Here is a 13,343-nt window from a genome sequence, read left to right on the forward strand (position 1 = left end):
CACAGGTTCCTGCCGCGCGCCTGTATCACCTGGTGATGTCTTCCCAGTACTTCAACAACCGCGGCAGCGCTTCCCGGAAGGGCGCTAAGAGTTCTAGCTCTTCTACCTGGTTAAACGGGACCCAGCGCAGCTCGGCGGATTCTTCGTTAGCGGTCGTGGCCAAGCGCTGCCCCGAGACCGTCCGCGCCAACACCGTGGTATAGGTCCAGCCTTCCTCGAAGGGCCCGGCAGTGACGATGGCATCCAGCACCTCAACGTCTGCCGGCGAGATTCCGGTTTCCTCCTCCGTCTCCCGCAGCGCGGCCTGCTCCGGCGACTCCGGCTTATCCCGCGCCCCGCCCGGGATTCCCCAGGTCCCACCGTTATTCGTCCACGTCGCGCGATGCTGGAGCAGTACCTCATCGCCCGCCACGAGGAAGAGACCAGCTGCTCCAAACTTGCCCCACACCGGCACCCCGCCCGGGCCCTTCGACCAGCCATCACCGGAAAGTTCTGGGTTAACGCGTGCACACATGCCTTACACGATACGCGACAAACTCCCCGCGCCAACGCCCCCGAAATCATCGCGCGAAGCGCACGAGAGCGCTATCCTAAGGGAATGACCGGCCCGGCCACCGAACTGCGCGAGCACTCCCCCGAATCATGGGGCGATCATTGGCTCGATGACGTCACCGAGCCCTCCGCGCCGGTTTTTAGCCGCCCCACACAGCTGGCGATGAGCTCCTTCGCCGGCCCCGCGCGGGTCATTCGGCGCCTCTATAGCTTCGCCATCACCACTCCCGGCAAGCTGTTTACGGTTACCGTCATCCTCACCGCAGCGCTCGCCGCGGCCGGCTTTTCCATGTCCTCCTCCTCGGCCGCGCGCCACGATGATCTGGACACGCTGCTAGCCTCCACCGAGCCGATGTCCAACGCGGCGCACCACCTCTACACCAACCTGTCTTTAGCCGATACTGTCGCCACCACCGGCTTCGTCCAGGCAGGCGTGGAGCCGGAGGATAACCGCGACCGCTATAACGAGGCCATCGACGCCGCCTCCGTCGCCGCCACGCAGGCCATCGTCGGTACCTCCGCCGAAGATGACCGCGTGCGCGAGCTCGTCACGTTTATCCAGCGCAAGCTGCCGGTCTACACCGCCCTGGTGGAAAAGGCCCGCGTCAATCACCGTGCCGGCCACGCCGTGGCGAACTCCTACATGTCCAATGCCTCGGCGCTCATGCGCACCCAGATTCTCCCCGCCGCCGCGGAGCTGTTCACCCTGACCTCGGAGAAGGTGACCCAGCAACAACAGCGCCTAACCCGCCCGCAGTGGGTGCCGCTCTCGGGCCTGGTCGCGGCGATCATTTTCCTCGGCTTGGCGCAGTGGTGGCTGTGGCGGCTGACCCGCCGCCGCTTCAACCGCGGTTTCGTGGTGGCCACGGGACTGTTGTTCTTGGCGCTGGTGTGGGCCGCTGGCTCCAACTTCGCCACGTGGGCCTCCGGCCACCAGGGCTTCGAGACGGTCTCGCGCCCCTGGGATTCGCTGACCGCCTCGCGCATTGAGGCCCAGCAGATGCGCACCTCGGAAACCCTGGCGCTGGTCCTGCGCTCCTCCCAACAGGACATGTCCGTGCACTTTAACTCCACGGTGTACTCGGTGGACCGGGCCCTGCGGGACTATGAGCAGGCGCTTGACGACGACGACTTCCCCTCCTCCGATCCTTCCTTGATTCCTCGCGCCAAGGAGGCCTTGGAGGATTGGGAAACCACGCACGATGCTTTCATGGAGGATCTCTCCATGGGCCATTACGACGCCGCGCTCTACCAAGCCACCGCCATCGATCCGGATGGTGACCCGACCGCCGCCAGCGCCTTCAATGCCGTGGATAACTCCCTGGCCGCGCTCATCGACCAAGCCCGCGACGCCATGCGCACCTACCTGGTTCAGGGTCTCAATGCCATGACCATGGTGTCTACCGGCGTCCTCCTAGCCACGTTTGGCGCGATTATCGCCGTGTGGCTGGGTATCCGCCCCCGCCTGCAGGAGTACCTGTGATGCGCCGCCGAACCGACCACCGCCAGCACGCCACTGCGGCCGTGCTGCTGCTCAGCGCCGCCGTGACACTCAGCGCCTGCGAGCCGAAGCCGCCCAACACGCCGGATCCGATCCTGCCCTCCAGCGCGGATCTCAACTCCACCCCGGGGCCGCCGCTGCCGGAGGACGCCATCATCGAACCCGCCGGCACGGGAGAGGTGTCCAAGCAAAGCACCGCGGACGTTTACGGCTCCTACCGCCCGGACGATAAGAAGCCGGAGGAGCGCGTGCCCAACATCCTGACGCGCGGCCGACTCATCGTGGGCGTGGACCGCTCCAATAACCTACTCAGCTACCGCGATACCGCCAGCGGCGAGGTCCGCGGATTCGAGGTCGATATCGCCCGCGAAATCGCCCGCGATATCTTCGGGGATCCCGACAAAGTGGACTTCCGCTTCGTGGAGGCCTCCGACCGCGCGCGTGCACTGAATGAGCGCACGGTGGACATGGTCATCCGCACCATGACGATTAGCCCCGAGCGCCAACGCGAAGTGGCCTTCTCCATTCCGTATATGCAGACGGATGCACGGTTGCTGGTGCTGAAGAACTCGGGCATCCATTCCATCACGGAGGCCGCCGGGCTAACGTTGTGTGCGGCGAAAGGTTCCACCATGGTGGATGCGATACGCAAGCACTCGCCGTCTTCCGATATTTTGGAGACCCGTACCTGGGGCGATTGCCTTATGGCGCTGCAGCTGGGCCAGACGGATGGCATCGTCGTGGATGACGCCCTGCTGTCCGGCATGCTAGCGCAGGATAAATACACCGAGATCGTCGGCGATCCTTTGGAAAGCCAGAGCTATGGCGTGGCCGTGCGCAAGCCCGATGCCTCCTATGACTCGCGCCCGCTCATCCGTCAGATCAACTCCACGTTGGAGCGCATCCGCCGCGACGGCACCTGGCAGGAGCTCTTTAATACCTGGCTGGGGAATTACATGGAGCAGCCCGTACTCCCGGAGCCGAAGTACCTCAACGAGACTCCGCCTGCCGAGGAATCACAGCCGAGCTCCGCAGCCAAGGACCAGCCCGGCGAGAAGAAGGAGGGACAATAATGTCGCACCGCTTCACCGAGGATGAGCTCGATCACCTCACGCCCGAAGAGCACGAGGACGCTCAGCCCGACGCCGCCACTACCGCTGACCACCCCGCCTCCAACGACGCCTCTAACGACGCCACCAACGACGCCACCCAAGCCGTGCGCTTTGATCCCTTCGCGGATGACGATGACGACTATTCGGAGGACCACCACCTCAGCGTCTCCCCCTCAGATTCGCACAGCGCGGGAACAGCAGCTGCCGGCGCCGCCGACGCCGAAGCCTCCGACCGCACCGCCGCCGTGCCCTTTGATCCCTTCGCGGATGACGATGACGATGACTACGAGGCCGCCACCGGCGCCCGCCTCTCCCCCGCGAATCGCGTGGGCACGAGCGGCACGGCGACGGGCCAACCCGACGATGGCGAATACGTCGACTCGGACAATATCGCCGCGCTCATCGAGGAGCTGGGGCAGCTGCGTGATCGCCGCAAAGCAGAGGACCCCTCGCAAGCCTCGCGGCGCCGCGCGCTCGATACCTTCCGCCAGCGCCGCAGCACCAAGCGCACCGACCGGGAAGTGGCCGATGGCATGGCCACCTTGCCCTTCGTTGTCCCGGGCAACCCGCGCGACGCGCTCATCGATCCCAAGGATGCGCCCCGCGCGGCCCCACCGCAGCTCAAGCCGGGTGACATGGTGGCCGGCCAGTACGAGATCTTGGGCGTGCTCGCGCATGGCGGGCTGGGCTGGATTTACCTGGCCAACGACCACTTCGTCTCCGGGCGCATCGTGGTGCTCAAGGGCATGCAATCCACCAACTCAGCCGAGGAGACAGCCACCGCGGAGGCGGAGCGCGAATTCCTCGCGGATATCACGCACCCGAATATCGTGAAGATTTTCAACTTCATCGATGATCCCCGCGTGCCCGGTGGCTTCATCGTCATGGAGTACGTCGGCGGCCCCTCGCTGAAGCAGCGCCGCAACGACCAAGCCACTGACCGCTTCCCCGTCGACACGGCAATTGCCTATATCCTCGAAATCCTGCCCGCCTTGGATTACCTCCATGCCCGCGGCGTGGTCTACAACGACTTGAAGCCCTCCAACATCATCGTTACCGAGGACCAGGTCAAGCTCATTGATCTGGGCGCGGTCTCCGGCATCGGCGCCTTCGGCCACATCTACGGCACGCAGGGTTTCCAGGCCCCGGAGATCTCCACCCAGGGCCCATCTGTGGCCAGCGATATTTATACCATCGGCCGCACCCTGGCCTGCCTGACGCTGAAGCTGCCGGTGGAGGATGGCGTCTACAAGCCCGGCCTGCCTTCCCCCACGGAGGAGCCGCTACTGCGCCGCTACCTCTCCTTCTACCGCTTGCTCTTGCGCGCCACAGATCCGGACCCACAGCAGCGCTTTGCGTCGGTCTCCGAGCTGCGCGACCAGCTCTTCGGCGTCCTGCGCGAGGTCATCGCGCTCCGCGATGGCATCCAGCACCCGGCCCAGCACTCGGTGTTCTCCCCGCAGCGTACGACCTTCGGCACGAAGCACCTGGTTTTCCGCACCGACCAGCTCATCGATGGCATCGACCGCACCGTCCGCATCACAGCCCCCGAGGTGGTCTCAGCGCTGCCCATCCCGCTGGTCGTCCGCTCCGATATCGGCGCCCCGCTGCTGCAAGGTTCCTCCTACACGGAGCCACAGGAAGCGCTGGAAACACTTCGCCAGGCCATGGAGGCGCCGGAGTATGAGGAGTCCGCCGAGATTCCGCTCGGCGTGGTGCGCTCCATGATTGACTTGGGCTACATCGGCCAGGCCCGCGAGTGGCTGAACTCCATCGAAGACCGCCTGGGGAGGGACTGGCGTTTCCACTGGTACTCCGGCGTAACCGAGCTGCTTTTGGATAAGTATCGCGAGGCCCAGGCCCACTTCGCCCACGTCCTCGACGTGCTGCCTGGTGAGGCCGCCCCCAAGCTGGCCATCGGCGCGGTCAATGAGCTCATCTTGCAGCAGCTAGGTTTTTCGGAGGCCGCGCTGATCGACGCCTCCGTTGCCCGCGCCTGCGCCAACCTCACCACCTCGCTCGCGGATCTGCCCAATGACGCTTTTGAGGATCAGCCCGGCATCTGGGACCACGTCACCGATGACCCCGCCCACCTGCGTTTCAACTCGCTGCGCCTCTACGGCATCGTGTGGGCGACGAACCCTACGACTGTCTCCTCCGCCTTCGGCTTGGCCCGCCAGCTGCGCGCCGAGCACCAAGTTGAGCTCGCCGTAGCTACCTTGGATAAGGTCCCCAACGCCTCGCGCCACCACCGCATGGCCCGCTTGACCACGGTTTTGCAGCTCATCGTGCACGATCTCTCCGAGTCCCGCATCCGCCGCGCTGCCCGCCGCTTGGAGGAGATTCCGCAGAACGAGCCGCGCTTCTTGCAGATCAAGATCGCGGTCATCTCCGCCGGGCTGACCTTCCTGCGCGAATCAGACCTCGACGCGGCGGCCTCCCCCAACGATCTCTTCGAGTTCCCCTTCACCCAGCGCGGCCTGCGCTACGGCCTGGCGGATACCCTGCGGGCACTGGCCCGCCAGGCCCCCTTCGCCCGCCACCGCTACGCGCTGGTGGACCTGGCCAACAAGGTCCGCCCAGTCACGATGTTCTAGCCGCCAGCGCTACCGGCCGGCGGCATAGCCGACGCCCGGCTTAGTACAGCCCCGCCTCCCGAGCCATGGCGGCCACCTCCGCGGACTTCTGCGCGATGGCCAGCTCCTCATTCGTCGGCACCACGAAGACCTTGACCTGGGAATCCGCGGTCGAAATCATGCGCGGCTCCTTGGAGCGCACCAGGTTGGCTTCCTTGTCGAAGTCAATGCCGTACATGTCCAGGTTGTACAGCGAATCCTGGCGGACCTCGGTATCGTTCTCACCCACGCCGGCGGTAAACGTAATCGCATCCACACGGCCCAGCGCAATCATGTACGCACCAATGAAGCGGCGCAGCTGGTGAATGTAGATGTTGTAGGCCAGCCAGGCGTCCTGGTCCTCGTTGTTAATGCGCTCGCGCAGCACGCGGAAATCGTTCACACCCGCAATGCCCTTCACACCGGAGCGCTTGTTCAGCAAGTCATCAATCTCATCGATGGACATCCCTGCCTCACGCGAGAGGTGGAAGATGATACCCGGGTCAATATCGCCCGAGCGCGTGCCCATGGCCAAACCTGCCAACGGGGTCAGGCCCATCGAGGTATCAATCGGGCGGCCGTTGCGAATCGCCGCCGCCGAAGCACCGTTGCCCAAGTGCAGCGTGATCTGATGAACGTGCCCCGGGTCCATGTCCAGCAGCTTCGGCACCTGCTGCGAGACAAACTCGTGGGAGGTTCCGTGGAAACCGTAACGGCGGATGTCATACTGCGAGGCCACATCGTTGTTGATGGCGTACAGTGCGGCCGCCGGCGGCATGTGGTTGAAGAAGGCCGTATCGAAGACCGCCACGTGCGGGATCTCCGGCAGGAGCTTGCGCGCCACGCGGATGCCGTCCAGGTTCGCCGGGTTGTGCAGCGGCGCGAGCGGGATGAGGTCCTCGATCATGGACTCGATCTGGTCCACGATGAGCTGCGGCTCGCTGAACAGGCGTCCACCGTGCACCACGCGGTGGCCCACGGCGATGACCTCCACATCCGTCGGGCCCACGCCGTGCTCATGCATGATGCTAAACGCGCGGTCCAACCCGAAGGAGTGGGTGGGAATCTCCAGCTCTTCCTTGAATTCCTCACCGCCCGTTTTCACGGTCACAGCACCCTGCGGCTCACCGACCTGCTCCACCAAACCGGAAACCAGCGGGGTATCGGTGGCCGAGCTTTCCGGGTCCACCAGCTGGAACTTAACCGAGGAGGAACCCGAGTTGAGAACGAGTACATACGCCATCTATTTCACCCCTGCCTGGATCGCGGTGATAGCCACCGTGTTGATGATGTCCGGAACGGTCGCGCCACGCGAGAGATCATTGACCGGCTTGTTCAGGCCCTGCAGAATCGGGCCCACCGCCAATGCACCACCGGTGCGCTGCGCCGTCTTGTAGCCAATGTTGCCGGCCTCCAAGTCCGGGAAGACAAAGACCGTAGCCTTACCCGCAACATCAGAGTCAGGCGCCTTCTTGGCGGCCACGCCTGGGTCACAGGCAGCGTCGAACTGCAGCGGACCATCCACCGCCACGGAAGAATCGATACCGCGAGCTACCTCAACGGCCTGCGCCACCTTCTCCACGTCCGGGCCAGCGCCCGAAGTACCCGTGGAATAGGACAGCAACGCCACGCGCGGGTCCAGGCCAAACTGCTTGGCGGTCTGCGCGGAGACAATAGCGATCTCGCCGAGCTGCTCCGGTGTCGGGTTCGGGTTCACCGCGCAGTCGCCGAAGGCCCACAAGCGGCCCGGCATCACCATGAGGAAGATGGAGGAAACCACGGAAGCCTCCGGCTTGGTCTTAATGATCTGGAAGGAAGGCTTAATGGTGTGCGCCGTGGTGTGCGCCGCGCCGGAGACCATGCCATCAGCCAAGCCCTTGTGCACCATCATCGTGGCGAAGTAGGACACGTCCTGCATGATCTCGCGCGCCTGCTCCAGCGTCACGCCCTTCTTCTTGCGCAGCTCAGCGAAGTCCGCGGCGAACTCCTCCACCAGTGGGGATTCCAGGTGGTTGATGATTTCCACACCAGACAGGTCGATCCCGAGCTCCTGGGCGCGCTTCTCGACGTTCCCGTCACCCAGAATCGTCAGCTTCGCCACCTTGCCCTTGATGAGCTCACCCGCAGCCTGAAGGATGCGGTCATCCTCGCCCTCCGGCAAAACAATGTGCGCTCCGACCTCGCGGGCCTGGTCCAGCAGCTGCTTCTGGAAGAGCTCAGCGGACATATAGGGCTCGATCTCCTCCAGGGAAGAAATCGCACCGGGAACCGAGGAAACATCGGTCAACGCGCCGACCACCGTAGCGCCCACAGAGCGCGCGTGGCCCAGCGCCAACTCCTCCGCGCGGGCGGGCGCGTTAGAAATCAGGACAAAGGGCAGGCCCAGGGCGGCCGCGGCCTTGGCATCAAAATCCATAACGCCTGTGCCCTGAAGGACCAGGTTGCCCGCGGGGGCATTTTCCAGGACCTCGCTGAGCGTGGTACCCAGGTCATCGACCTGGGCGAAGGTGGCCCCCAGTTCCTGAGCCACAGCAGCAACGTCCAAACCGTCGAAGCCGCGCCCGATGACGCTAATAAAGGCGGAATTCCGTGAGGACTTGGCGGTCATGAGAAACCTTTCTCTGCTTAGAAAGCGTGTACCCGGGCTCACAAACTGGGCACACAGTGACACTACGACACTTTCACAGTACGGGAACGCACCCCTTCGCGCCGCCAAAGCGAGGCTTCATATCCCAACGTTGCAGGCCAACAACTCCCCACACCGCCATAGAGTGCGGTATCCCACAGAAACTTGCCCCTCGTGACCACTTCGGAGTAGGGTCCTAACCAGGATTGTTACTTCGGGCAAGACCTAGGCTCCCCGCTCTTAGCCGTGTGGGGATGGTTCGCTATGAACCATTGAGGCCTAGGTCTTTTGTGGTTTTTAGCCACAGTGCCTGCCTACTCTCGAAAGGATTCTCATGTCGACAGAGACTCGCTCGGCAGCCGAAGCCATCTTGGATGGCATCGGCGGAGCGGAGAACATCACCTCTTTCACGCACTGTGCCACGCGCTTGCGCTTCGAGCTGGCTGATGCCTCCAAAGCCGATAAGGAAGCACTCGAATCTATCCCCAAGGTCATGGGCGCTGTGCCCCAAGGCGGGCGCAACTACCAGGTCGTCATCGGCGGCGACGTGGCCACGGTCTATGACGAGATCAACGCTCTCCCCCAGATGAAGAACGCCGGCGCGTCTACCGGCCGCTCCAATGACGATGTCAAGGCTGCTGCCCGTTCCAAGGCTAAGGGCAAACTGCCGTGGATGGATACCTTCTTCGAGTACCTCTCGGATTCCTTCCGCCCCATCCTGGGCGTGCTGCTGGGCGCCTCCCTGGTTATTGCCTTCGCCGCAGTGCTGGATGCGCTAGGCATCGTCGACTTCCGCGCTGAGGATAAGCCAGCATCCTGGCTTTTCGTCGACGCCATGTGGCGTTCCGTCTTCTTCTTCCTGCCCGTCATGGTGGCCTATAACGCCGGCAAGAAGCTGCGCATCGACCCCTGGGTCCCCGCTGCGGTCATGTTCGCGATGTTCACCCCGGAGTTCACCGGCCTCGCCGACAACCCAGCCGTCCAATGCGTGACCAACGAGACGCTGTCTGCTGAGCAGTGCTCCATCGATATCTTCGGCCTGCCAATGCAGCTGCAGGACTACGGCGGAAATGTCTTCGTCCCGCTCATCATGGCCGCCGTCGCAGCGCTCTTCTACAAGGGTTTCCAGAAGCTCATCCCGTCCGCAGTCCACATGGTCTTCGTTCCCTTCCTGACCCTGATTTTCCTCATCCCGCTAACGGCCTTCATCATTGGACCCTTCGGTGTATGGGCCGGTAACGGCATTGGCGCTGGCCTGTCCTGGCTCAATGACAACGCACCGTTCGTCTTCGCTCTGGCCATCCCGATGCTCTACCCGTTCCTGGTCCCGCTGGGTCTGCACTGGCCGCTCAACGCCCTCATGCTGGTCAACATCCAGACCTTGGGCTACGACTTCATCCAGGGCCCGATGGGCGCATGGAACTTTGCCTGCTTCGGCGCTACCGCCGGTGTGCTGGCCCTGTCCATCCGTGACCGCGACACCGTAATGCGCCAGACCTCCGGCTCTGCACTTCTGGCTGGCCTGCTGGGCGGTATTTCCGAGCCTTCCCTTTACGGTATCCACCTGCGCTACAAGCGCATCTACCCGCGCATGCTGGTGGGCTGCTTCGCCGGTGGCCTGACCGTGGCCCTGCTGACCCTGGGCTCCAACGGCATCACGACGAATGCCTTCGTCTTCACCTCACTGCTGACCATCCCGGTCTTCACCCCGATGGCCAAGTACGCCATTTCCATCGCAGTGGCTTTCTTCGTGGCCTTCCTGCTCATCCTTTTCACCGACTACCGCACCCCGGAGGAGCGCGCTGAGGCCAAGGCCGCCCGCGAGGCCGCCGAGAAGGCCGAGCTCGACAACGCCAACAACGCCGCGCTTGCCGACGCCCCCGCAACCACCGCAGGCACCGCTACTGCCGGCGCCGGTGCTGGCGCTGGCGCTGCCACCGCAACCGCCACCAAGGCAGACGCACCGGCCCAGGCTGCTGAGCCCGCCGCTGGCACCACCACCGACATCGCCTCGCCGGCCGCCGGCAAGGTCGTCCCGATGGCAGAAATCGATGACCCAGTCTTCTCCGCCGGAACGCTTGGCGATGGCGTCGGTATCGTCCCTGAGGACAACGACGTCTACTCCCCGGTCAGCGGCACGATTGTCAGTGCTATGAAGTCCGGCCACGCCTACGGCATCAAGACTGAGGATGGCGTGGAGGTCCTCGTCCACATCGGCATCAACACCGTGAAGATGAAGGGCGAAGGTTTCGCTCCGGCCGTCAAGAAGGGCGACACCGTCAAGCAGGGTGAGCTGCTGGCCACCGTTGACTTCGACAAGGTCAAGGAAGCTGGCTACGACACCACCATCGTCCTGGCCGTAACCAACACCAAGGCACTGGCCGCCGTCACCCCGGCTGGCCTCAACCACGCCTCCGCCGGCGACACGGTCATCACCACGACCCGCTAAAGCACCCACGAGGGAACCTTTGGCCCCCGTTTAACGCACCCTGACTAAGCTGGCTCGATGTATCCACCATCGTGGCCGGCTTTAGTCGTTTTACCCTCAACCAGAAAGGTGCCTTGTGCAACTGTTGCGAGTGTTCAATAACAACGTCGTGCTCGCACGACGCGGCGCGGAGGACGTCATTGTCACCGGCCGCGGCATCGGCTTCCAGGCAAAGCCGGGCACTGAGGTTGACCCGACCAAGGTGGTGAAGGTCTTCGTTCCTGACTCCGGCCGCGACCCGGATCACCTAGCCGCCATGATCGCCGGCATCCCCGGCGAGTACGTGCAACTGATCATCGACGCCATGCACTCCGTGGACATGTCTGAGGCACTACGCAGCAAGCTCACGCTGGTCGTGGCAATTGCGGACCACATCCACGGCGCGGTCAGCCGCGGCAACACGGTGTCTTATCCCCTCGAGGCTGAGGTCCGCCACCTCTACGCCGAGGACTTTAGCCTCGCGCAGCGGCTCCTCACCGCCATCAACAGTGGCCTACACACACCACTGGCTGCCGACGAAGCCGTGGCCATTACCCTGCATCTGGTCAACGCCGGCTTCGCGGTCGGAGACCTTTCCGGCACCTACCGCATGACGGGGCTGATTCAGCAGATCCTGGCCGTCATCGGCTCCCACAACGGCACGGAACTCAACAGCGAGGACATCTCCGTCGCCCGCTTCATCACGCACCTGCGCTACCTGTTTGTGCGCATGGCGGAGCACCAGCAGCTCGACTCTGACGACCGCCAAGTAGCCACTGCCATCTCCGCGCGCTACCCCGATGCCGTCGAGACCGCCCAGATGGTGGCCAACCTTATTGAGCTGCGCCTCGACAGCGCCCTAACCCCCGATGAGATCTCCTACCTGACGCTGCATATTGCCCGCCTGCAGGAGGCCTCCGCCTAAACAGTCTGCGGCGTAAGCAGTACACCTGCTTAGGCCGCTGCGACGGCTTAAGCCGCCGGTGCCTCAGCACCCTCCTCGACGCCACCATCTACCGGCGCCTCAGCACCCTCCACCGGTGCCACCGGCTCCGCCACGGTGATGATGTTGTCTTCGTAGCCGAGCTGACCACCCACAAACTTGCCGCCACAGGTAATGAGGACCAAGCGGTTGTCTCCCTGCGTGTCATTGACCACGTCCGGGAAACCCGCGCCCTTCTGCAGGCGGTACGGCGCCTCGGTCACGCGGAATCGGCGCTCCTCACCATCGATGAAGACGGTAAATTCCTGGCCCAACTCCATGGTGGTGAACTTCTCTGCGAAGCCCGTGCCCTGACCTTGGTAGTTGATGTGGCCGGTAATAACACTGGAGCCCACCGGACCAGCCTCGCCCGGCACTGCCGACGCGGAGTACCAGCCCAAGCGCTGTACATCGTGCGGGGGAATCAGCATGCCGGTATCAGTGACCTGAATCGGGTCCACGGCCGCGAACTCATCGTTAATGCCTAAGGACATCGCGCCAAAGCCCCGAAACTCACCCGGCGCCGGTTCTACCTCGTGTTCCTGTTCACCCGAGTCATCCACGAAGGGGTCATTGTTCGTTGTCGGCGCTTCAGCTTCAACGCTCTGCGAGGTTGACGTCTGTTCCTCAGCCGCATTCGTCTCCGCGGAATCGTCCTCACTGCGGCCCGCATAGAGCACTAGCTGTACAACAACCAAGATAATCGCGATGAGCGCTGCAATACCGATGAGCAGCTTCTTGTTGCTCTTCTTCTCATCGCCTACCGGCTGCGCTTCGCTGGCGGGGTGTTCAGGTGCAGAGGACTCACCGGGATACTCCGGGATACCGTTCTTTTCGCCATCATCAGTCATTTTCTATTCCTCGCTCCTAACTTCTACGTTCTAACTTCTGAGATTTAGCTTATAAAAATATTGGCTCTAGTTATTCGTTCTAAACAATAGACTAAAAATCAGACGACGAATCCCCTCCAGCGTTTATGCCCTGGAGGGGATTGTCCTCATTGTTCTCTGCCCCTACCAACCCCAACCCGTGAGGGCTGGGATGGTGTTGCGGTCTGGACTACTTGATGAAGTCCTTCATGCCCGGGTCAAGCTTCGTCGCACCGGAAGGTACGTGCTTGATCTCCACGCGCTCTGCATTGGACGGCAGCGGCTGACCGGAGTCCTCCGGCGGAGTTGCGTCCAGGACAGTGACCTCGCGGTCATCGCGGCCGGTGTTGTCACCGGTCTCCTCGGTCGGCTCACCGTGGTTGTTGCCACGGCCGCCTTCCTCGATGACCTCAGTGTTGTGGTCGCCATCATGGCCACCATCATGTCCACCGTCACCGCCGTTGCCACCATCGATGATGAGCTTGATGAGGCCCAGACCCGGGATGAGCAGCAGCCACCACGGCAGGTCAGACTTCTTCGAGCTGCCATCGTTGTCGTCCTTGTCCCTACCGTCACCGTCATCCGGAGTCTCAGTCGGCTCGGTCGGCTCAGTCGGCTC

At 63.3% G+C, this 13,343-nt stretch carries 9 protein-coding genes and 1 pseudogene; 5 read left to right on the forward strand and 5 right to left on the reverse strand.

Going from position 1 to position 13,343, the window contains the following annotated elements; genetic code table 11:
* Nucleotides 1–25 precede the first annotated feature (25 nt).
* Nucleotides 26–514 (reverse strand): NUDIX domain-containing protein, encoded by a 489-nt coding sequence (locus HMPREF2635_RS05085; RefSeq protein WP_070511178.1) that lies wholly within the window; start codon nucleotides 512–514, stop codon nucleotides 26–28.
* A gap of 84 nt (nucleotides 515–598) precedes the next feature.
* On the opposite strand from HMPREF2635_RS05085, the gene HMPREF2635_RS05090 reads away from it, so the two are divergent.
* Genes HMPREF2635_RS05090 through HMPREF2635_RS05100 form a run of 3 tightly spaced genes read left to right on the forward strand, consistent with a single transcriptional unit; the run spans nucleotide 599 to nucleotide 5,762 of the window.
* Nucleotides 599–2,035 carry a hypothetical protein gene (locus tag HMPREF2635_RS05090; RefSeq protein ID WP_070511180.1) on the forward strand — a complete coding sequence of 479 codons (1,437 nt, stop codon included), beginning with the start codon at nucleotides 599–601 and terminating at the stop codon, nucleotides 2,033–2,035.
* Nucleotides 2,035–3,126 (forward strand): glutamate ABC transporter substrate-binding protein, encoded by a 1,092-nt coding sequence (locus tag HMPREF2635_RS05095; protein ID WP_070511182.1) that lies wholly within the window; start codon nucleotides 2,035–2,037, stop codon nucleotides 3,124–3,126. Before HMPREF2635_RS05090 ends, HMPREF2635_RS05095 begins: the two co-directional genes overlap by 1 nt.
* Nucleotides 3,126–5,762: a serine/threonine protein kinase gene (locus HMPREF2635_RS05100; RefSeq protein WP_070821372.1), complete on the forward strand. Its 2,637-nt coding sequence runs from the start codon at nucleotides 3,126–3,128 to the stop codon at nucleotides 5,760–5,762. Before HMPREF2635_RS05095 ends, HMPREF2635_RS05100 begins: the two co-directional genes overlap by 1 nt.
* A 40-nt stretch (nucleotides 5,763–5,802) precedes the next feature.
* Here HMPREF2635_RS05100 and HMPREF2635_RS05105 read toward each other — a convergent pair whose 3' ends face one another.
* A complete protein-coding gene (locus HMPREF2635_RS05105) occupies nucleotides 5,803–7,023 on the reverse strand; it encodes an acetate kinase (RefSeq protein WP_070821373.1) in 1,221 nt (406 codons plus the stop codon).
* Nucleotides 7,024–8,388, reverse strand: coding sequence for a phosphate acetyltransferase (gene pta, locus HMPREF2635_RS05110; protein WP_070516148.1), 1,365 nt, complete (start codon nucleotides 8,386–8,388; stop codon nucleotides 7,024–7,026).
* Between the two features lie 352 nt (nucleotides 8,389–8,740).
* Here pta and HMPREF2635_RS05115 point away from each other — a divergent pair, with 352 nt between their 5' ends.
* Nucleotides 8,741–10,855 (forward strand): glucose PTS transporter subunit IIA, encoded by a 2,115-nt coding sequence (locus HMPREF2635_RS05115; protein ID WP_070546223.1) that lies wholly within the window; start codon nucleotides 8,741–8,743, stop codon nucleotides 10,853–10,855.
* A gap of 115 nt (nucleotides 10,856–10,970) precedes the next feature.
* The gene (locus HMPREF2635_RS05120) at nucleotides 10,971–11,798 is read left to right on the forward strand and encodes a PRD domain-containing protein (RefSeq protein ID WP_070511192.1); all 828 of its coding nucleotides are present in this window, start codon (nucleotides 10,971–10,973) and stop codon (nucleotides 11,796–11,798) included.
* 47 nt (nucleotides 11,799–11,845) lie between these two features.
* On the opposite strand, the gene HMPREF2635_RS05125 is transcribed toward HMPREF2635_RS05120, so the two are convergent.
* Complete coding sequence (locus tag HMPREF2635_RS05125; protein ID WP_070546221.1) at nucleotides 11,846–12,706, reverse strand: class F sortase; 861 nt, start codon at nucleotides 12,704–12,706, stop codon at nucleotides 11,846–11,848.
* 208 nt (nucleotides 12,707–12,914) lie between these two features.
* A pseudogene (locus HMPREF2635_RS13395) lies at nucleotides 12,915–13,343 on the reverse strand (hypothetical protein); the annotation flags it as partial.

This window comes from Corynebacterium sp. HMSC035E02, assembly GCF_001836065.1.
In the GTDB taxonomy this organism is placed as follows: Bacteria; Actinomycetota; Actinomycetes; order Mycobacteriales; family Mycobacteriaceae; genus Corynebacterium; species Corynebacterium hiratae.